Here is a 21,984-nt window from a genome sequence, read left to right on the forward strand (position 1 = left end):
TAATTATGAGTAAAATAGGATTGTTATTCGTTTTATTGGTGAGTGTATGTTGTCTGTCTTGTACGGAGAAGAAACAGGGCGGCATGGTCGAAAATGCTTTTTCTGTGGCTGAGCGGCAATTGGCTGCCCAGTTGAAAGCTGTACCGGAGCCTGTTGCTTTCCCGCGTACTATTAGAAATGGTGAACTTTATACGACAAAGATGAATGATTGGACAGAAGGATTTTATCCCGGATGTCTTTGGTATATATATGAAAACAATAGGGATGAAAGTTGGAAACAGTCTGCGCTGAAATGGACAGAAGCGTTGGAGCCATTAAAGAAATTGACGAATCATCATGATATAGGTTTTTTGATGTATTGCAGTTTCGGTAATGCTTACCGCCTGACCGGAAATGAAGCTTATAAGGATGTACTGGTCGAATCTGCCCGTTCTTTATGTACACGTTTTAATGAAAAAACCGGTTGTATCGAATCCTGGAATTATCGGAAAGCTTGGAATGGAAAGGATGAATGGTTCTTTCCGGTTATCATTGATAATATGATGAATCTCGAATTGCTCTATTTTGCAACGAAAGTGACGGGAGATTCTCTCTTTGCGAAGGTAGCGAATAAACATGCGGCGACGACAGCCCGAAATCACTTCCGCGATGATTATAGCAGTTACCATGTAGTGAATTATGATGAAGAAACCGGTGAAGTACTTCATAAGGCTACTTGTCAGGGATTCTCTGATAATTCCACTTGGGCTCGCGGGCAGGCATGGGCTATTTATGGCTATACGATGGCTTATCGTGAAACTAAGAATCCGGACTTTCTGAATATGGCTGTCCATACTGCGGATTTTTGGTTGAATCATCCCCGTTTGCCTGAGGATGGCATACCTTATTGGGACTTCAATGCCGGTCAGGAAGGTTATATACCGGATTGGAATTATGATCCTCAACGTTTTAAGGTAATCCCTCGTGATGCGTCAGCGGCTGCAATTGCTGCTTCCGCTTTCCTGGAGTTGTCGGAGTATGTAACGGAAGGAAAGAAGTATGCTGAAGCTGCCGAACATATTTTACAATCTCTATCTTCTTCCGAATATTTGGCGGAGCCGGGAACTAATTGTAATTTCATATTAAAACATAGTGTCGGGAGTATTCCGCATGGAGTGGAGATTGATGTTCCGTTAGTGTATGCCGATTATTACTATTTGGAGGCATTGATGAGATATAAAAACAAAAAATAGCGATATGGATGATATGAAGAAAAAGTTCCTGTTCTTTATTTTAAGCGTCAATGTTTTGAGTGTGCTGAACGGTCAAACAATGGATAAAATGGAAGTATGGCAATCTATGAAGCGGGTAGCTGATTGGCAGATTGCTCATATGGGGGAGGTAAATCACAGTGAATTGAACTGGGTAAATGCTACTTTTTATTTGGGGGTATCCCGCTGGGCGGCTGTCGCCGAACAAACCACTCAAGATGATTCTTATTATAAATGGTTGATGCGTTTGGGGTGTCGCAACTATTGGCAGGTAGACCAACGTATGTATCATGCAGATGATATTTGTATTTCGCAGATGTATTTAAATATGTATGATAAATATAAAAAGCAGGAAATGCTTGTTCCTACTTTAGCACGTACGGAGTGGGTAATAATGAATCCCCCTACCGGTTCATTTAAATTGGATTATCATGATGCGACGACTTTGGAACATTGGACTTGGTGTGATGCTCTTTTTATGGCTCCTCCCGTTTATTTGCATTTATACAATATAACTGGAGATAAGAAGTTTATCCGTTTCATGGATAAGGAATATAAACTGACTTATGACTATCTTTTTGATAAAGAGGAAAATTTATTCTATCGAGATCATCGCTATTTTGATAAGAAGGAAGCGAATGGAGCCAATGTCTTTTGGGGACGTGGCAATGGTTGGGTATTGGGTGGACTAGTTGAAATGTTGCGTGAATTTCCGGCAAAGAGTAAATATCGTCCTTTTTATCAGGAATTATTTCAAAAAATGTGTAGACGGATAGCTGAGTTACAGAATTCTGACGGCTTTTGGCATGCTAGTCTTCTTGATCCTGATTCTTATCCATCTCCGGAAACTAGTTGTAGCGGATTTTTTGTTTATGCGTTGGCTTATGGAATCAATGAGGGATTACTTCCCAAAGAACAATTTCTGCCAATTGTGACCAGTGGATGGCGGGCATTACTTTCAGCAGTGGAGAAAGATGGTAAATTGGGTTATGTGCAACCTGTTGGAGCTGATCCGAAGAACGTGACACGTGAGATGAGCGAAGTGTATGGTCCAGGAGCTTTTTTATTAGCTGGGACGGAAATCTACCGTATGTTACAAGATTCTATTATTAATTAATTTGTTTTTACGCCGAATTAACTAACTATAAATAGACCATCTTGTAGTATTAGCCATAAAAATCCCCCTTTAGCTATCCAAGGAGATAGCTAAAGGGGAAAATATATCAGTGAATTGGCTATTTTTTACTTACTTCTCATCATTCTGACGAATCTCCACACGGCGGATCTTACCGCTGATAGTCTTCGGGAGTTCTTCCACGAATTCAATCACACGCGGATATTTATAAGGAGCAGTCACTTTCTTCACATGGTTCTGCAATTCCTTAATCAGTTCTTCTCCGGCACGGTTCTTATAGTCTCTGGATAGAACAATTGTAGCTTTTACTACTTGTCCGCGAATTTCGTCGGGTACTCCGGTGATGGCACATTCCACGACAGCCGGGTGAGTCATCAAGGCACTTTCCACTTCGAACGGGCCGATGCGGTAACCGGAGCTCTTGATAACATCATCCGCACGACCTACGAACCAGAGATAACCGTCTTCGTCTTTCCAGGCAACGTCTCCTGTATAATAGATGCCGTCATGCCAAGCTTCGTGTGTACGTTCCGCATCGCGGTAGTACTCTTTGAAAAGTCCGAGAGGTTTGCCATTGCTGGTGCGGATTACGATTTGTCCCTGCTCACCGGCTTCAACCGAACGGCCTTCGTGGTCAATCAAGTCAACATCGTATTGTGGATTCGGCAGTCCCATGCTTCCCGGTTTCGGTTCCATCCAAGGCATGGTGGCGATAGTCAGGGTAGTTTCCGTTTGTCCGAAACCTTCCATCAGTTTGATACCTGTCAGTTTCTTGAATGTCTCGAATACGGCAGGATTCAGAGCTTCACCGGCAATCGTACAGTATTTGAGTGAAGACAAGTCGAACTTCGTCAGGTCTTCGTGAATCAGGAAGCGGAAGATGGTAGGCGGCGCACAGAGGGAAGTGACATGATAATTCTGTATCATTTCCAAAATAGCGGCGGGAGTGAATTTCTCGTGGTCATACACGAAGATGTTGGCTCCGGCAATCCATTGTCCGTAAAGTTTGCCCCATACGGCTTTTCCCCAACCTGTGTCGGCGATGGTAAGATGAAGGCTGTTCTCGTCCAGATTGTGCCAGAAGCTGCCTGTAACGATATGGCCTAACGGATAAGTGAAGTCATGTGCCACCATTTTAGGTTCGCCGGTAGTGCCGGAAGTGAAATACATCAGCGAAATATCATCGTTGGTATTTGCATGTCTCGGACGTACGAACGGAGCGGCATTCTCTATTCCCTGATGGAAATCTTCGAAACCTTCGGGGATTTCCGGGCCGACACTGACCAGTTTCTCGACAGTCGGGCAGTCGGACAGGGCATCTTTGATATGTTGCAGGATAATTCCTTCACCGGCGGCTACAATCATTTTGATGTCAGCGGCGTTGCAACGGTAGATAATATCCTTTTTTGTCAATAGATGAGTGGCGGGGATGACGGTTGCTCCCAGCTTGTGAAGGGCGATGGTGCTATACCAGAACTCGTAACGGCGTTTCAGAATCAGCATCACCATGTCACCGCGACCGATGCCCAGACTTTGGAAGTACGAGGCGGTCATGTCCGTATAGCGCTTCATGTCGGCAAATGAGAACTGGCGGCTCTCGCCTTTGTCGTTTGTCCAGAGCAAGGCGTTCTTGTCGGGTTGTTCGGCAGCCCAGGCGTCTACTACGTCATAACCGAAGTTGAAATTCTCCGGGACGTTTATTTTCAAGTTCTTGTTGAAGTCCTCTTGTGAGCTGAAAGAGGTCTGTGATAAAAATCTTTCTACCATGATGTTATTACATAATTACTGCCAGAAAACGTACCGTTTTGCCATCGAGCGCTTTCATGCCATGTGGGAGTTTAGAATTAAAATAGATACTGTCTCCTTGGTTGAGGATGATTTCTTTGCCTTCGATATTGATGAGCATACGTCCTTCAATCACAAGGTTGAATTCTTGTCCGTTATGTTTGTTGTAGTGGATAGGCTCGTCGTCCCCTTTCGGTTCAACGGTAACGATGAACGGGTCGGCAGTGCGGTTCATGAAGCCCGATGCCAGTGACTGGTATTTATAGGCTTTCGTACGTTCAATGCTGATTCCCTTGCCGGCACGGGTTACGAAATAACTGCTCATCTTAGGTTCTTCGCCGAACATCAGGGCGTCGAGGGCAACATTATACGTACGTGCAATCTTCTGCAGCATGCTGACAGAAATGTCGTATTCTCCTGTTTCTGCAAGTCGGTATTCTTCAGCAGAGATGTCGCTGTCGCGGGCAATGTCCTCAGAAGTCAGTTCCAGTACATCACGCAATCCGCGAAGGCGTTCTGCTATCTGTTTAATTTGGTCATTCATACAAGTGGTTGGTATTTTATAATTAATAATTTTATGGTATTATTTGGATGCCTTCATTGCCTGGATGATAGCGGAAGTAAAGCCGTTGTGTTCCAGTTCATTGATTCCTTTGATGGTGATTCCGCCCGGAGTAGTCACCTTGTCGATTTCTACGCTGGGGTGGGTGTCATTGTTCAGAATCAGTGCGGCGGCTCCTTTCAGTGATTGCGCTACCATGGTCATTGCGTCTTTCGGGCGGATACCCATTTCGATGCCGGCCTGCATGGCTGCCTGCACGTATTTCAGCACGTAGGCGATGCCGCAGGAAGCCAGTGCGGTGGCTGCTGATATCTTGTCTTCGGGGATAAGCATCACTGTTCCCATTTCTCTGAACAGTTGGAGAATGAATTTATCCTGTTCGTCGTTGGTATTTCGTGCGGCAACGAGTGTCATGCTTTCCAGTTCGCTGATAGCGGTGTTGGGGATAAGGCGGAACATCGGCATTTCCGGTGATACCACATAATGCGCCAGTTCCTCGAAACTGATGCCGGCGGCTACCGAGATAAGTATCTGTTTGCTTTTTAGTTTCAACTCGCGCATTACGGGTTGCATGAACCAAGGCTTTACGGCAAGGATAACGATGTCTGCTCCCAGTGCCGCTTCGGCATTGTTGTGAGTTGTAGAGATACCCGGAAATTCTTTTTTCAATAGTTCCAGTTTGCCTGCACTGGGGTTGGATACGATGATATCCGAGTCCTCTATCAGACTTCCTTTTGCCAGGCCGCGAGCGATGGAACCGCCCATATTGCCTGCACCGATGATAGCTATTTTCATATTACGCTTGTTTTTAATGAGTTGTCATAGACAAAGGTAACGGTAAATTGCGAAAAAACAAAAAGCAGCCTGAATAAGAAATAAATTTCTGATAGAGACTGCTTTTATCGTTGGCTGTTTATTAATCAAATGAGCGGTTAGAGTACCTTCTTGAAGCGCGCGAGGAACTCGTCTGCTTCTTCCATGCTGAGGCAGAGAGGCGGCAGAAGACGCAGTACGTTCGTACCGCTTGCTCCCGTGAACACGTGCTCGTCATAGATGAGACGGCTGCGCAATTCCTTGATGGGGTTTTCAAATTCGAGTCCAATCATAAGCCCGCGTCCGCGTACTTCTTTGATTTGCGGGAATTTCTTCAACTCTTCCAGCAAGTAGTTACCTACTTTAGCCGCGTTTTCTACCAGGTTTTCCTGTTCGATAACGTCCATTACGGCGAGGGCTGCCGAGCATGCCAGATGGTTTCCGCCGAAAGTGGTTCCTAGCTGTCCGTACACAGGCTTGAACATCGGACTGATAAGAACACCCGCCATCGGGAATCCGTTTCCGATACCTTTGGCTACGGTGATAATGTCCGGTTTGATGTCATTGTACTGGTGGGCGAAGAACTTTCCGCTACGTCCGTATCCGCTCTGTATCTCGTCGAGAATCAGGATAGTGCCCGTTTCGGTACATGCCTTGCGGAGTTCCTGCATAAATTCGGTAGTCGGTATCTTGATGCCGCCTACACCTTGTATTCCTTCAATGATAACGGCGCATACGTCTCCTTTAGACAATTCCTGCTTCATGGCTTCGGTGTCATTCAGAGGAAGATAGACAACGTGACCGTTGTTGTTGATAGGAGCGATGATGGACGGATTGTTGGTTGCTTCTACTGCCAGTGATGTACGTCCGTGGAAGGCTTTGGTGAAAGAAACCACTTTGGTACGTCCGTTGTAGAAAGAAGCCAGTTTCAGCGCGTTCTCATTCGCTTCGGCACCGCTGTTGATAAGGAACAGGCTGTAATCCTCATAGCCGGAAATCTTTCCCAGCCGTTCGGCTACCTGTTGTTGCAGCTTGTTGATTACCGAGTTCGAGTAGAAACCAAGATTGGCTACCTGGTTGCTAATCATCTCTACATAGTGAGGGTGTGCGTGTCCGATGGAGATGACGGCGTGTCCGCCGTAAAGGTCTAAGTATTCCGTCCCGTTCTCGTCCCAGACTTTGCAACCTTTTCCCTTGACTATATTGATATTATATAAAGGATATACGTCGAATAATTTCATAATTCTTCTGTTTTTAAAAAGCTGAAGGTTTTAAACGCAGTCCTACCGTCTCTTCCAGGTTGAACATCAGGTTCATGTTGTGAACCGCCTGTCCGCTGGCACCTTTCAGCAGGTTGTCGATACAGGAGATAATCAATAGCTTGTCGCCATGCTTCTCAAGATGTATCAGACACTTGTTGGTGTTGACTACTTGTTTGAGGTCTATATTCTTGTCTACGATATGTACAAATGAATCCTTCGCATAATACTCTTCATACATGCGGACGATTTCTTCCAGTGATACTTTCGTCTTTACCACGAGGGTGGCGAAGATGCCGCGCGGGAAATCTCCACGGTACGGAATAAAGTCTATGTCGGAATCAAAACTGTTCTGCAACTGTTGCAGCGATTGTTTGATTTCCGGCACGTGCTGGTGGTCGAATGCTTTGTACACACTCATGTTATTGTTTCTCCAACTGAAATGACTGGTAGCTCCCGGTTTCACTCCGGCTCCGGTACTTCCTGTAATGGCATTTACAGAAATATCGTCTGTCAACATCAGGTTCTTGGCTAGCGGGAGCAGACCGAGTTGGATGCAAGTGGCAAAACAACCGGGGTTGGCTACATGCTTTGCCGTACAGGTGGCGCGGCGGTTCAGTTCCGGCAGGCCGTAGATGAAGTCGTGGTCGTCACTCTTGATACGGTAGTCCATGGAGAGGTCGATAATCTTCAAGTCTTCCGGTATGTTGTGGCTTTCCATGAATTTCTTCGTGTCGCCGTGGGCTGTGCAGAAGAAAAGAACGTCGATTTCGTCCAGAGGTAACTGGTCGGTGAATCTCAAGTCTGTTTCCCCGTACAAGCCTTCGTGTACGTCGGTGATTCTGTTTCCGGCATTACTGCTGCTGTTGATAAATACGATTTCAGTCTCCGGATGGTTGAGCAGCAGGCGGATTAATTCGCCTGCCGTATATCCTGCGCCACCAATGATTCCTGCTTTAATCATATCTCTTCGTCTTTATGGTTGTTATAGTAAACACGCAGCGGAGTAGAGGTCACTTTGATAAAGCCTTTCGCGTCTTCGGCTGTCCAGCCTTTCTGCATCTCACCGTATTCTCCGAATTTAGTTTTCACAAGGTCGTCTTCCGATTCCACGCCTACGGTAGAGAAAGAAAGCGGACGGAGTTCGAGGATAGCCGTACCGTTCACGTTACGCTGACTTTCCTGCAACATTGCTTCGATGTCGCGCATAACCGGTTCCAGATACTGGCTTTCGTGCAGGAACATACCGTACCAGTTGGCTACCTGGTCTTTCCAATACTGTTGCCATTTGCTCAATGTGTATTTTTCGAGGAAGCGGTGAGCACCGATAATCAACATCGGAGCAGCGGCTTCGAAACCTACACGGCCTTTGATACCGATGATGGTATCGCCTACGTGCATATCGCGACCGATACCGTATGCGGCACCAATTTCTTCCACTTTCTGAATCGCTTTGATCGGGTCGTCGAATGTCTCGTCGTTGACAGCTTTCAATTCACCTTTTTCGAAAGTCAGGCGGAGCTGTTCGCTGCCTTCTTTTTCAACGTGTTTCAGGTAAGCCGTTTCAGGCAGTCCTTGTGCGGAGTCGAGTATTTCGCCACCACAGATGGAGGTTCCCCACAGACCTACGTTATACGAATATTTCAGTTTGGTGAAGTCAGCGCTGAAACCGTGTTTGTTCAGGTAGTCGATTTCTTCCTGACGGCTCAATGCCATATCACGGGTCAGTGTGATGATTTCCACATTCGGGGCCAGCACGAGGAAAGTCATGTCAAAACGAATCTGGTCGTTACCTGCTCCGGTAGAACCGTGGGCGACAGCGTCCGCGCCTATTTCGTTGGCATAGCGGGCAATGGCAAGTCCCTGGAAGATACGTTCGGAGCTAACCGAAATCGGATAAGTACCGTTGCGCAGCACATTACCGAAAACCATATATTTCAGACTCTTTTCGTAGTATTCCTGAGTAACGTCCAGTGTTACGTATTTTACTGCTCCCAGTTTGTAGGCGTTTTCTTCGTTCGTTTTCAACTGTTCTTCGCTGAAACCGCCCGTATTGGCACAAGCTGCATATACTTCGTAACCTTTTTCTTTGGCGAGGTACATAACGGTGAACGATGTGTCCAGTCCGCCGCTGAATGCCACCACTACTTTTTTCTTCTTCTCTTCCATAGTGCTGTATATTTTAAATGTTATTTCTTTCTTGTTCTTTTTTAATGTTCTTCGGGTCTGTCGGGTCGTACAGCATGGCTGTGCAGATGCAGAACTTACGATTTTTGGCTACCAGGATGTCATGATTGGTGCATCCTTCGCATCCTTTCCAGAAAGATTCGTCGTCTGTCAATTCGTTGAAAGTGACAGGAACGTAGCCCAGTTCCGTATTCATCTTCATCACGGCTGCACCGGAAGTCAGACTGAATATTTTCGCCTTCGGCCATCGGAGACGTGCCAGTTGGAAAGAAGCCTGTTTGATACGCTTTGCCAACCCTAAACCACGGAAATCGGGATGAACAATCAGACCGGAAGTGGCTACATATTGCTTGTTTCCCCATGACTCGATGTAGGTGAATCCTGCGAATTCTTCTCCACGGAGTGCAATAATAGCTTTTCCTTCTCTCATTTTTGTCGCTACGTATTCGTGTGTGCGTTCCGCGATTCCTGTTCCTCGTACGGCGGCAGCATTTCTGATAGTTTCCAAAATAGTGTCAACGTAAACCTCATGTGAGGCGTCGGCTACCATAACATCTATTTGTTGAGTGTCCATTTCTTTATATATAATATAGGTATAATTATTCGATATTCGGGATGATGAGTGACAAAAGCTGGCGTATCTTGCTTGTGGCAACTCCTTCACGAAGCACTAACATGATCGTATCGTCTCCGGCAATGGTTCCGAGAATTTCGGTGAACTCATTGTTGTCGATGTCATAAGCCATGCTACTGGCATAACCGGGACGGGTGCGGATAACGGCGATGTTGCCGGAGAACTGCAAAGAGATAAATCCGTTATTGCGTAACATGTCGCCGGCACTTTGGTCGGTAGAACGTTTATACATAATGTTGTTCGGCAGTACATATACATACTTTCCGTTCATACTGGCAGCTTTGGCTACTTTCAGTTGTTTCAAGTCGCGGGAGAGGGTGGCCTGAGTCAGTTCGAAGCCTTCGCGGTTCAACTCTTGCAGCAGTTCTTCCTGCGAGCCGACCTCTTTGCTTGAGATAATCATTTTGATGGCGTCTAACCGATTTGCTTTCTTCTTCATTGCATAATTATTCTAATAACGCTGCAAAAGTATGCATTATTTGGGAGAAAATATGCATAATATCCTATTTTTTTGCATAAAAGCGCAAAAAAAACAGGATATTATTTTGTGGAAGATAGCTTGTATGCCAGTATTGCTATTTGATTTATGTGATGCTAAAGGTTAGTCTATTGGCAAACTATTAACAAAAAATTGTTCTCCATCTCTCAAGAAAAATACTTCTTCCTCTTTTCCCCAATAAAAGAGTTCATAGGTATCTCCCGGACGGATAAAATTGTCGTCGTTGCGTGGAATACATAAAATCTTATTAATCAAGACTTCTGAACCAAAGTCAAAAATAAGTTCCTGTCCTTCTGTCTTAGACAGAAAATAGGTGAGTGGGTCATAATCGAAGCAATTCGCCAGTTTAAATTCATCGTCATTAGCATAATATGGTTCGCATGCGACTATATTTACAGGTTTCACCTCTTGCCGGTCTTGATAAAAGTGTAGTTCTGCTAATTCGAGAAAAGAATCCTCCCTGACTTTGTATCGCACATAGCGGTATTTTTGTTTATTCTGCACCATCAATTCATTATAGCAAACTTTAGGCGTATCACATATATGGTATAGCATTTCAGGATGGCTGAAATCAATCGTATTACTTCCCTCAAATTAGAATCTACAATTCTGTACATCCTATCCTTATTCCATGCAAAAAAACGGGAACTTTCGGTAAATCTTAATATCTTCCGATTTGCTTCCTTTATTATCTGTTGAAAAATAATTGAACTGTTTCCCATCAAATATAAATGGATCGGTGAAAGGGATGTATTTTTCCCCACTTTTGATAAAATGATATAGATGCAATTATCTTCTACATAGCCGAATGACACATTATTTCCATTGACGGTGGACTTGGCCAACGGGATAACTTTATCCCGATTGAACACTCCCAAATATAAATCAGCATTTTTTTCGGCATCAGAAACTTGTATCGTTAGGGTGTCTTTGAAATATTCGTCACTTACATCTTTTTGGTATGTGCCATCCGGCTGTTTAGCATACGTTCTCCGATACATTATGCACATTTTACGAAATTCTCCTTCCCTGACTCCGCGCTTGGGAACATATTCTGAATAGTAAAATGTTACATTCTCTTGGGTAGTATCCCGCACCACGCACCATGAGTGGTTATTGAGCGATTCGGGAGAAAACGGATAGTAGTCGATGCTCACAGGTATTCCTAAAGCTCTCATTACATACATGGTAAGATCAAGCTCATCAGCACATTTTCCTATCCGGTAGTTTAGTGCGAATCGGGGACCGGCACTTGCGGTATTGAATATGTGTGTATGGTGAAAATCCTCCATTTTAAGATATTCGCAGACTGTTTTTGTTCATGTTTCTGTTCATTCGTTTTTATTACCGCATCGTCAATGATAGATTCATTATTTTGATAGAGGTCTTTTCTTCTAATATTTGTATATTCTCCCCCGAACTGAAGCATCCCCTTACCAATAGAATAGCCCAATATTAGTTTGCCTGAATATAATCCATTTTTGGTATTTCCCAGGGAAGTGATTATGCGATTATTTTCTTTTTCACTCTCCTCATTATTCCTCATTTTATTGTCATTTGTTCCATATAAAAAATCGAAATTAAAATCTACATGTATTTTTTTCGCAATTAATCCATTGTAATACGAATTAATACGATGAAAACTTCCCGTATTTTTTGCCAGTCGCGTGAAGTTACTTCATCATATAAGATATCAGTGACGAATGTCTTGTAAGTAGCCTCTATATTCCTTGCAGGAGATTTGGGCGAATGCGAATATTCATAAATGGCTCCTATGAAATTGTTTCCATTGCACCTATAATTTGCTCCTACTTTAGAATCTATATTTTCATTATGCATGTTACTTTTCAGTTTGGCATTAAGCTTCCAAATCGGGTCGGAGAAGATTGTCACATCTTCTGTCTCATCATCCAATTCTTTCGTGTTTTCATAGTTTACAGACGTAAATAGATCCAAATTTTTATGACGATAATTGAGTTTTACTCTTTCTTCAAAAGAAAAGAATTTCGTTTTCTTTATTCCAGTATTAATACTACCTTTTCTTTGAAATCAGATACTGATAGATGAAACGCTCCGTTTTTATCGCTAATAGCACCGGTAATAAATGTGGAATCAGGCAAAGATAATAGTTGCACATTTACAAATGACAAAGGTTGATCGCCTTCGTCTATTATACGACCTGAAATTTGGGCTAATACCGATAATGTTGATAATGCATTGATAATGAATCAACTGAGAAATGTCTTCATAGCTTATATTTTTACATTTAATAATCGACTTGAATACCATATTGCAAATTTTAATTTGTAAACATAATTTCCATCATAATCATTAATGTTTAGTTCCCTACTCCCAGCCCTGCATTCGTATGTCAACCTTCAGCCTTTCTTTTTCAAAGTCTTCTTTCGCCTTTGTGTTAATAGTGTCGATGGTTTTAGTACGGGTGCCGTCGTAGATTGTGTCGAAGCATACCATTAGCAATGCGGCTTTTTCTGTTTGGGAAGGTTAAAAGCAGAGTGAAGCAACTAACTCCCATAAAGTTTTCAGATTCGATTATTTTTAGTATTCAAACTCTACCCCGTACCATTTATAAAATTTCGTCTTATAAACCATATCAAGCAATAGTTGGTTTGTTATTTCTGGCTCTTTAATGGCATCGGTTGAAAATATGTCTTTTTTTAAAGCTCCAAATTTTAATAACCGATATTTCTTTTCTTCTCCCAGCAAACGCCAGGATGTTGTTAGACTTGGCAAAGCTTCTACCGCTTTTCTTAAAGCCTTTGTTGCTGATGCATAATCTCCAAACCAATGCATTATATATCCATATCGTGCCAAATCTGATGGACTTTGTAAGTGTTGAGTAGAATATCTGTAGATTTCTTTTTTTAACTCATGATAAAATGCTGAATCATTATTTTTCCATTCCTTAACTTGCTGCATTGTTAATAAACGAGGATTGTTAAAAATTGCTTTTACAAGAGGATTAATAGATTTCTTTAATAACCCTTTTTGGTAACATACATTTCCAAATGCCCAAGAGTAAAGAGAATTATTGGGATAATCGTATGCTAGGTTTTCTAAAAGGCAATATCCTTGATCCATTTTATCTGTTTGCAAATACAACTGAGACAATAAATAAGTGAGTTGAACATCTCTCGGGCTATATTTTTGAGCTTTTTTCAAAAAAGATATTGCTTTCTCTGCATAAATATCCTGTTTTATCTCTTGGTAGTTTTTAGCACATTCCATTCCCTGATTCACTAAATAAGGAATTCTATTTCCTGGAATATTATATCGTTGCGAGTCGAGGTTGATGAATAAGATTCCACCTCCATAAACGGTTAATAACAACCCTGGTATTAAATATGATTTTCTATCTTTTGCCAGCTCACAAATTTCTGGTTCGGGCGCTTGTCTTTGTAGAAAAGCTAACAATATAAAAAACATAAGCCATACAAAAGGAATGTCGAACATTGTTGATTGTGCCATTTCTTTGGTCGACAATGCGATTAAAGTAGCAATGATTATCCAAGTATTTTCATCTTTTCTACGGCTTAATGCAATTCCGATTATCTCTACTAGCAACAGTAGATAAGGTATTATTCCAATGATGCCCTTTTCAATTAGTAATTTGATAATAATGTTTGGTGCAAAAGTTGTAAAAGGAACAGTACTGTCTTGATTTAGTGATTCATCTATAACAAGGGTATAGCTTCCGTTTCCATATCCGAGAATGGGATGCTTCTCAAAAATCTCCCAAGCGGCATAAGTCGAATTTATTCTCCATTCGCTACTCCGTTGTTGTGAAACAGTGGCATTCATGCGCAGGGTAGTTTTCATTTCGGTAGGGAAAAGTATAGCTATTATAGCAATGGCTGCAAAAACGGCGAGCAGCGGTTTCCAGTGCTTGGCACTTTTAGTTGCAGCGATCCATATCACCAAGTAAATGCCTAGCGCAACATAAGCCCCTCTGGAGAAAGAGAGCAAAATCGTTACTATTGTTAGAAATATGAATATACTGGAATAGCGGCGTATAAGACAAATCCACCCTAAAAGCACTAATAGTATTTCTGCCCATACATTGGTTACATATCCTAATGGGCGGAATAAAAAACGAAAATGATAGGTGTCTGTGAAGCCTGCCTCTAATACGGAATTGCGGAATATAATAAACGAACAGACAGTCAGTATCAGAGCTGCCCCAATAGGTAAATAACTTCCTACCTGAAATAGATTCAGAGATTTGCCGGCAGCCAAAAGCTTCCTCACAATCAAGTAAACGGTGAATCCATAGAATGAAAATATCATGTTGTACACAGCTGGTACAGCACAACTGGCATAAAAGCATAATACTAAATCATAGGCTACTATGATACTCAACGTCCAGTCTATAAATGTCCATTGCTGGATAGGAAGCGGGCGGACAAATGCTAGAGCTACAATTGACAATAGCATTCCAATCCGGTAATGGTCTTTGAATTGGAATATCTCTATTGTCAACACTGCCAGTAGCAATATTGTAGCCACATAAAAACTGGTATTAAGCTTGTTCTCCATTCTTGCTATTCTGTTTTTTCAGACTACGAATCATTTTCGTAAATAGGTATCCCAATAGTGCGAGGAATAACAGTTGCATTCCGATGTTGCGCATTAAAGCAAAAGGAGGTGTTAGGTTATTAGACAAATAGAGAATGAGTTCCTGCATCTCTCCTGGAAATGAAAGCAGAAAATTATATAGGAAACGTGGAATAATGTATATGAAATAGTATCCCATGAAGAAATTCACTATCGCCGCGTATATCGCCAGTCCCCATCTCTCCGCGAGACCTATCCGCAATAAATAGGGCATTTGTTGGATGCGGCGTCTCATAATTCGATTCCAGTAATATTTGATTATTTCAATAGAACGTTTACGTAAACTTGGCACTCCTAGGAGGTCGGATACAATCCAGTAACCATCGAATTTAAAGAACGGATTGAGAGTCATCAAAAAGCCTAAATTGAGAATTAATATCATATATCGCAGCATATCGTCACCGGTCATCCAGAAACCGACCAGTAAAACTATAAGAAAGAAACATTGGAAATAGACCCCTGCGATATTTACCATAAATCGTTGCTTTCTATTTAATTTCCATATTTCCGTTACATCTGTATATAGGACGGGAAAATTTAAGTAGAGCCCAAAACCGATACTTCCGTGTTTTACCCCACAATATTTACAAGCTGAGGCATGTCCTAATTCGTGAAAGAATGAAGATACTAACATAAATATCAGCAGTCCTGCCATACCAAAAGCATTTGCTCTGTTATTGAAAACTAATAAGTCGGGAACATTGATAAAAAAGAATATGTCCATAACTGTTGCTATAGATAGCAAGCTCCACATAAATTTCCTATTGAATAGAAAAGAAAATCTTTTTGAAAAACGCTCAACTGTGGCGGCTGTTAGAAGTTCCTTTTCGTAAAGGAATGTACATTTTTTCTCTTTTGGAATTGTAAGAAGAGGGTCAATATGCTTTTTAATGAGACTTTCTGTCTGTTCAAAGGTATATTTTCCCTCTTTCTTATTAATATAAGTTTGTATAGCTGCTTCTTGAGTCTCATTCTGTTGTAGGTCAGTTAATAATTCTGCTAATGGCTGGTTAACCTCAAAATATCTCCCGTTGCAAGAAAGTAGATAATGCTCCTTTTCTGTGGAAGAAGAGAACGGAGAAATGCTGATAGTGTTGTATTTATTCATCTTTTAATAAGCTTTTAGGATGGCACTGTTAATCTTTCTGTTTATGTTATTGTCGTCTCGTGCGGTTTTCTTTCCGAAATTATGTGTATAAATCACTTTTAGAAAGCCTGTCTGTTGATATATGCGCCCTGTCACATAATTTGTGTAATTGTAAGCATCTAATGTCACTGATTGTTTCCACTGGCGGTGTTTGGTAAAAGGGCTTTCCGCTCCTGCTTCCACCAACCAGTTTCCACAACTCCAGCGTGCCGTTAATCCGTATTTAGCCGGTTCATATCTATGGATCAAATCTGCACTAAAACTTTTCGAACTTGTTTTGCCATAAAGACTGCATGATAAATTTTTCCAGTAATAGTCCATTTGAATCAATCCGGAAAGACTGCTCGATTTGTCGGAAATCCCTTTAAAGAGAGAAGTAATTGACCAATATCCGTCCATTTTTAAACGAAAATTTCCCGACACTTTCCATGTGGCGGATAGCATGCCTTCGTGATGATGGGCACTTACATCACTACGAAAGGTGTTTATGAGTCTACCGTCTTTAATAAAAAACTCATCAGTATTAACATGTTCAACTCTTTCGTAATGAAGTGCCGCATATAGATTGAAGTTTTTAAACTGTCCGCTATAGTTGAAGTTGACCTCTCCAAAAATAGTATTATCCAAGTTAGGATTTCCTCTTTTAATGATTAATGAATCAATTTCTTGTACAGCATTACTTAATTGGGAAATTTGAGGTTGTGTGTTACCTAAAACTCCATTGAAAACGATTTGATGTAGGCTGGAGATTCGATAAGTTAAATTTGTTTTCAAGCGTGGTGAGATTTGGCTAATACGCTTCTCGTTATGTAAGCGATATTGCAGTGACGATAATCCGGGGGATACACTGAATGTTAGATTCTTTTTAAACATTCGATTGTATTCTGCATAAAACAAGGTTTGTCCTGTCCATAAATGCTGCCAAGATGAATTGTTTCCATCATAATGGGAAGAACTAATGGTATGATAGTGCCCTATTCGGAGAGATAAAGCATTGCGTTCTTTCCATCGTATCCCATACTTAATTTCTGCTCGAACTGTATAGATATCTTCTTTTGTATGAGTTAAAGTGGTATATTTATCTTCCAGGTAATTGTAAGAATAAGAATTATTAGCATAGGTACCTGCCAATGACGACTCAATATACTGATTGTTTTTCAAGTTAAAATATCCATATAAATCTATAGTAGGCATATTGCCGGACTGATTAGTTGTTTTGCTCGACTCTTTGTTCATTGTGTGTCCGCCACCATACTCAAGTAATTCCCGGCTAAAGTTGTCTGGTGCATCATTACGCACGAATGATATTTTCGCTAATAAATTACGTTTTTTATTCTGGTTAGCTATGTTTAACTGTACATATTGGTTGTCGCTCTTAACCTTATTATCCAGTGTATTAGTTTTTCTATCTACAGCATATTTAGGAAAGATAAAATATTCGTGATTATCATTTACATCCCCCTTATATTTGTTCATGCTATATCCCGCAAAAAGCGTATAATTCATGTTACCATGTGACAGTTTGCTCACTATGTTATAGTCTCCATTGAGGTATCCCATAGCTTGCCGTCCATCAATTGCCACGTATCCCCCTGACTTGTACTGACGGGTAATATAATTGATCGCAGCAACATCGTCGGCATACCTCCCTGATGGTGTGTCGAAATACTCTACTTTCTCTATATCTCGTGGTCTTAAACTCTGCACTTCTCGATAATCAGCTTTCCTCCCATCGATATATAAAGTGGCTTCCCCACCAAATGTTTTTACTTTTCCCTTTATCCTGTCCACTTCCATTCCAGGAATCATCAAATTATATAATAAATCATACCCTGTACCTGCTTGTTTTACCTGTTGCTTGTCAGGCAAAATGAGTAGCCTATCCTTTTGCCGGATAACAGAAGCTCCTTTTACCACCACTTCGTTCAACTCTATGTTATCTGTTTCCATTATCACTGGTGGTAGTTCGTTTTTCTTCTCTGTTGTATTGGCGTTAACTATTTGCTTTTTATATCCCATTGAGGAAAAAACTATAAAATAAGGTGAAGGGGAAACCTTTGTAAATTGATAATAGCCTAATGTGTCAGTGGTTGTACCGGTCACAAAGCTTGAATCGACACGGAATAGTTGTACTGAAATATATGATAATGATTGACCTTCCAAATCTGTTACTTTACCAGCAATGCTGCATTGGGCACAAAGAATTTGTGGAAATAGAAAAATGGTCAATAAATAAACAAGAAAAACGACGGTATATTTCATATATCTCAATTTATTGTATCATAGGAATCAAATTAACTGTAAAATAGAGAATTCTCCATTGAGGAGCATTCTCTATCGTCTTGGATGAATGTATCTTTTTAAGATATATTCATTTCCAATAGCCTAGCCCCAATTGGTGGATTCGACATCACATTTCCAACAAAGGAGGTCAACATCTCCTGACGAAGCATCCACTGTTGTGACCAAGTCTAATAATCCATTAGCTAATAATGGATCAGTTTCCAAACGTTTTTCCAGTTCATGAACGAACATCTCGTCGCACAGTTCTTCATTAACAGGCTGAATGCCAGCCACTGCATTTTTCTTTAATTCTTTCATTTGATTTTTGAATTAGTGGTTAATAATAGTGATTGTTTATATGCTGAATATGCTCTGTTTACAGACAGAGGATATACAGATTTAAATTTGAAACAAGCAGATGCCTTAAAACCATCTTTTGTATGAACAGAACGAGCTAAACATCCTCCTCCACATAATAGTGCATATTTACAAGATTGACAATTAAGAGCATTTCCGGTATTTCTTTCAAACCAATGCTTACGTACTTCTGTCCATTCAGGTTCTTCGTTTGTGTAATGCCCAATAACTTGGTCTGGTTTTCCGACTGTTTCAAGGCATGTAAATATATCTCCTACGGGATCTAGAAGATAGCTTCCATATTGAGCAGAACAACTAGCAGAATATAAACGGCAACGAGAACCATTTTCTAAATATGATAGATAATGTCTATAAATGCCAAAGTCTTGATAATATATTTCTCCATTGTATGTCTTTTGATGTTGCTTATTAAATGTATCCATTGATAAATAATTGATATCAACATCGCAGTTATCATTCTCATTATATTTTCTTAATATGGAAGAGTATGTTTTGAAATGAGGATTTGATGTGAATCCCAGTTTTTTAAATAATTCATTTAGCGATTTGAAATCTTGAAAATTGTTACTATCTGTATTAACTCTTACCGATACATCAATATTTTTTCTTAATAAGATACCAATGTTATTAACTATTTTATCAAAACTGGCTCCTTCTTCATAATGAAATCTACGAGAATTATGATTTTCTTTATCCCCATCAAGTGTAATTTGGAAGAAAGTAAAATATTCCGGAGATAGGATGTTCTCAAAATAGTCAATGTCATATCCATTGCTGATTACTTTGAATGTATATCCTAATTGATGACCTTTCAGAACAATATATTCTATTACTTCTTTGTTTTGGCGCAAGAAAGGTTCACCCCCATAAAGAAGTATATTTTTATAATGTAATTCTTTTCTAGGCTCAATTTTCATCATGATTTTATAGGCTTTATCTACCATCTCTTTTGTAAATGTCCATTTAGACCATTGATTCCCATGATTAGATATTCCATTCTCAAAGCAATAAGAACATCTGAAGTTACAGTCATAGCTAATAATGAATCCAAATGTTTTGTACAATTTACTTTGAGTTTTATGTAGAAGTTGTGCTAATTTCTTTACATACTCAATTTCCTCTTCTTGAGTATGCGTTGTTAGATATCCTCTTTTCTGTAAATATGCTATAGTTTGTTCTGGTAATGAACTTGTTTTGGAAAAATCTTCTATTTCCTTCCAAATGTCTTTATCTAAAATATCAATAGCACCAGTATAGCCATGAGTTAACAGATATTTATCATCTTCAATTTCTAACTTGACTGGAATTGTGTAATATGATAATCTCAACTTTTCCATTTTTTTTATTCTAATAAGTTTTACATTTAAATATTACAGATATACATCTGTTTATGGTTAGAAAAAAAGAATACTTGTTCTTCTTTACCTCGTGTCCAGTCTCTTAGCATCAAAAGAGCATTATCAGGCACTTTGCATTCTATCGTATTTTTATTCGCTACTTTTCTTAATAAAGAAATCCATCCTTTTCTTTTATCAAAATAGAATAACTCATATTCATCTCCTATGCGGATAAAGTTATCGTCATTTCGCGGTACGCAGATCGCATATGTGATATTAACCTCTTTGCCGAAATCGAAAATTATTGAATCGCCTTTGTTCTTTGATAAAAAGTATGTAAGTGGATCATTATCAAAGCAATTTTTCAATTGCATTTCTGGATCTTTGTTATTATATGATTCTCCTGAAATAATGTTTTGTGGTATTAATTCTTCCCGATCATTAAAAAAATGTAACTCTGCTAATTCAAGTAAAACATCATTTCGAGCTATATATTTAAGATACCTGTTCTTTTGATATAAGGTATCCATAGGATATGTATTAAAGCATACATAAGGCGTGTCACATACTTCATATAATTTCTTGTTAATCCTATTCCGATGATTTCCTCCGTAGAATTGTGCTTTAACAATTCGATACATTCGTTCCTGATTCCAACTAAAAAGAGGAAATTTGCGGTAAAGTGTTTCAGTCTTTATTTTGCTTAAATCTGCTTTAAGATAATGGAGTTGGCCATCAATGAAAACAAAAGGTTCAGACTCTAATTCTAACTTTTCGGATATTCCAGATAGTAGTAGATAAATGTTACGATCCTCAACTGCTCCAAAAGAAACACTATCTTCATGTATTTCTCCTTTACAAATAGGAATTATCCGTTCTTTATTAAATGTTCCTAAATAATACCTTTTATTTATATCTTTCACTGGCAGACTTAATCTGCTTTGAAAGTACTCATTTGAGACATCTTTCTGAAAAATTTTCTTCAATGTAGGAGGAATTGTCACATCAGTCCAAGAGGCTAATATATCATCCTGTATTTGGAACGTTTTCCTATAAATCTTACATTTTTTTCGTTCGTCTGTTCTCATTTTATTTCTTATTGGATAATATTCCATATAACAAAAGGGTATATTTTGTTTGTTTGTATCTAACAATACACACCAACTATGAGAACTATAAGTTTCCGGTGAATAAGCATAGAAATCGTTTTGGACAGGAATACCTAAAGAACGTAATACATGGATAGTAAAATTACTTTCTTCTGTACATCCACCTGTGCGATAATCGAGAAGAAAAGAGGGAGATGCACAAACAGTTATATTGTTAAATATATGTGTATGATGGAAACCTTCTTCACGTAAGCGCTGACAAATTGTAGTTGCTGCTTCTACGATATCAGAACCCGTGTAAACCGAATCTAAAAGATAACCATAACGTTCAGCATATATTTCTCTCCAATCTTCCAATGGCTCATTATCAACCCGATATGGCAGTAAATATTCACAAAATTCTGAAAAAGAATAATACTTACCCCATGGTCTTTTACGCCAAGCATCGAAAGCATGATCTATATTATGTATTAAAAAGTCTGCTTTAATACATTCTGCATCTGCAACTTGTTCAAAATTGACATTTCTATTTATGCTATCTAAGATTTCTGAACGAACAGTTCCATTAATTACAAATTCTTTTTTAGCTAACTCAATTAAAGAAATATTTTTGCTATATCCTCCATAGTGATAAGACATATTTTCTATTAAAAATAATGCAGCAGCATACTTTAATGTATCAGAATCGCATTTGTAATATTCTATTACTTTTAAGAGTTCACTTGTATTCTCTTTGGCTTTTTCTAATGCAAGTGCCAATTTTTTAGTATCTCTCGAAGAACAAGATGTCGAAAAGAGATAAAGAATAATTAATAATATATGACTGTGTCTCATATAGGTTAACATTATTTGAATTTGTTGTAATGTCAAATAAATATCTTTTATTGATAGTATTTTTACTAATGCCAATTATTACGCTTGAGCCAATGAAATAATGTATTATCAATAGCTCTAAAATGTACAATTAAACT

At 39.8% G+C, this 21,984-nt stretch carries 21 protein-coding genes; 2 read left to right on the forward strand and 19 right to left on the reverse strand.

The features are described 5' to 3' along the window. Window positions 1-5 precede the first annotated feature (5 nt). Together BacF7301_RS07390 and BacF7301_RS07395 are read left to right on the forward strand one after the other, a co-directional pair. Window positions 6-1,232, forward strand: coding sequence for a glycoside hydrolase family 88 protein (locus tag BacF7301_RS07390; RefSeq protein WP_167961619.1), 1,227 nt, complete (start codon window positions 6-8; stop codon window positions 1,230-1,232). Window positions 1,233-1,245: 13 nt separating this feature from the next. After that, on the forward strand, window positions 1,246-2,367 hold the full coding sequence (locus tag BacF7301_RS07395) for a glycoside hydrolase family 88/105 protein (protein ID WP_167967139.1): 1,122 nt from the start codon (window positions 1,246-1,248) through the stop codon (window positions 2,365-2,367). A gap of 129 nt (window positions 2,368-2,496) precedes the next feature. On the opposite strand, the gene BacF7301_RS07400 is transcribed toward BacF7301_RS07395, so the two are convergent. The 19 genes from BacF7301_RS07400 to BacF7301_RS07485 all read right to left on the reverse strand — a co-directional run bounded on the left by BacF7301_RS07400 (window position 2,497) and on the right by BacF7301_RS07485 (window position 21,847). Continuing rightward, window positions 2,497-4,152, reverse strand: coding sequence for an AMP-binding protein (locus tag BacF7301_RS07400; protein WP_167961621.1), 1,656 nt, complete (start codon window positions 4,150-4,152; stop codon window positions 2,497-2,499). A 7-nt stretch (window positions 4,153-4,159) separates the two neighbouring features. After that, window positions 4,160-4,714 (reverse strand): helix-turn-helix domain-containing protein, encoded by a 555-nt coding sequence (locus BacF7301_RS07405; RefSeq protein WP_167961623.1) that lies wholly within the window; start codon window positions 4,712-4,714, stop codon window positions 4,160-4,162. A 39-nt stretch (window positions 4,715-4,753) separates the two neighbouring features. Next, entirely contained in the window at window positions 4,754-5,527 is a 774-nt protein-coding gene (proC, locus tag BacF7301_RS07410; protein WP_167961625.1) for a pyrroline-5-carboxylate reductase, read from the reverse strand. 137 nt (window positions 5,528-5,664) lie between these two features. After that, entirely contained in the window at window positions 5,665-6,786 is a 1,122-nt protein-coding gene (locus BacF7301_RS07415; protein WP_167961627.1) for an aspartate aminotransferase family protein, read from the reverse strand. Window positions 6,787-6,799: 13 nt separating this feature from the next. After that, a complete protein-coding gene (gene argC, locus BacF7301_RS07420; protein ID WP_073346751.1) occupies window positions 6,800-7,768 on the reverse strand; it encodes an N-acetyl-gamma-glutamyl-phosphate reductase in 969 nt (322 codons plus the stop codon). Next, window positions 7,765-8,973 (reverse strand): argininosuccinate synthase, encoded by a 1,209-nt coding sequence (locus BacF7301_RS07425; protein WP_167961629.1) that lies wholly within the window; start codon window positions 8,971-8,973, stop codon window positions 7,765-7,767. Before BacF7301_RS07425 ends, argC begins: the two co-directional genes overlap by 4 nt. Window positions 8,974-8,986: 13 nt before the next feature. Beyond that, complete coding sequence (locus BacF7301_RS07430; protein WP_167961631.1) at window positions 8,987-9,565, reverse strand: GNAT family N-acetyltransferase; 579 nt, start codon at window positions 9,563-9,565, stop codon at window positions 8,987-8,989. 25 nt (window positions 9,566-9,590) lie between these two features. Beyond that, window positions 9,591-10,064, reverse strand: a complete 474-nt coding sequence (locus BacF7301_RS07435) for an arginine repressor (protein WP_044654752.1) — start codon at window positions 10,062-10,064, stop codon at window positions 9,591-9,593. 162 nt (window positions 10,065-10,226) lie between these two features. Next, entirely contained in the window at window positions 10,227-10,601 is a 375-nt protein-coding gene (locus BacF7301_RS07440) for a hypothetical protein (protein ID WP_167961633.1), read from the reverse strand. Between the two features lie 29 nt (window positions 10,602-10,630). Continuing rightward, complete coding sequence (locus BacF7301_RS07445) at window positions 10,631-11,302, reverse strand: hypothetical protein (RefSeq protein ID WP_167961634.1); 672 nt, start codon at window positions 11,300-11,302, stop codon at window positions 10,631-10,633. 50 nt (window positions 11,303-11,352) lie between these two features. Further along, a complete protein-coding gene (locus BacF7301_RS07450) occupies window positions 11,353-11,670 on the reverse strand; it encodes a hypothetical protein (RefSeq protein ID WP_167961636.1) in 318 nt (105 codons plus the stop codon). Between the two features lie 62 nt (window positions 11,671-11,732). After that, window positions 11,733-12,080, reverse strand: a complete 348-nt coding sequence (locus BacF7301_RS07455; protein ID WP_167961638.1) for a hypothetical protein — start codon at window positions 12,078-12,080, stop codon at window positions 11,733-11,735. Window positions 12,081-12,470: 390 nt separating this feature from the next. Beyond that, window positions 12,471-12,599, reverse strand: coding sequence for a hypothetical protein (locus BacF7301_RS25910; RefSeq protein WP_369805644.1), 129 nt, complete (start codon window positions 12,597-12,599; stop codon window positions 12,471-12,473). Between the two features lie 84 nt (window positions 12,600-12,683). After that, a complete protein-coding gene (locus BacF7301_RS07460) occupies window positions 12,684-14,681 on the reverse strand; it encodes an O-antigen ligase family protein (protein WP_167961640.1) in 1,998 nt (665 codons plus the stop codon). Beyond that, the gene (locus BacF7301_RS07465) at window positions 14,665-15,867 is read right to left on the reverse strand and encodes a M50 family metallopeptidase (RefSeq protein ID WP_167961642.1); all 1,203 of its coding nucleotides are present in this window, start codon (window positions 15,865-15,867) and stop codon (window positions 14,665-14,667) included. The genes BacF7301_RS07460 and BacF7301_RS07465 overlap by 17 nt, the downstream gene beginning before the upstream one ends. 3 nt (window positions 15,868-15,870) lie before the next feature. Beyond that, window positions 15,871-18,168, reverse strand: coding sequence for a TonB-dependent receptor (locus BacF7301_RS07470; protein ID WP_167961644.1), 2,298 nt, complete (start codon window positions 18,166-18,168; stop codon window positions 15,871-15,873). 123 nt (window positions 18,169-18,291) lie between these two features. Then, complete coding sequence (locus BacF7301_RS07475) at window positions 18,292-18,507, reverse strand: hypothetical protein (protein WP_167961646.1); 216 nt, start codon at window positions 18,505-18,507, stop codon at window positions 18,292-18,294. Continuing rightward, complete coding sequence (locus BacF7301_RS07480) at window positions 18,504-19,904, reverse strand: radical SAM/SPASM domain-containing protein (protein ID WP_167961648.1); 1,401 nt, start codon at window positions 19,902-19,904, stop codon at window positions 18,504-18,506. Before BacF7301_RS07480 ends, BacF7301_RS07475 begins: the two co-directional genes overlap by 4 nt. 26 nt (window positions 19,905-19,930) lie before the next feature. After that, complete coding sequence (locus BacF7301_RS07485; protein WP_167961650.1) at window positions 19,931-21,847, reverse strand: transglutaminase-like domain-containing protein; 1,917 nt, start codon at window positions 21,845-21,847, stop codon at window positions 19,931-19,933. Window positions 21,848-21,984 lie beyond the last annotated feature (137 nt).

The sequence above is a fragment of the Bacteroides faecium genome, assembly GCF_012113595.1.
GTDB lineage: Bacteria > Bacteroidota > Bacteroidia > Bacteroidales > Bacteroidaceae > Bacteroides > Bacteroides faecium.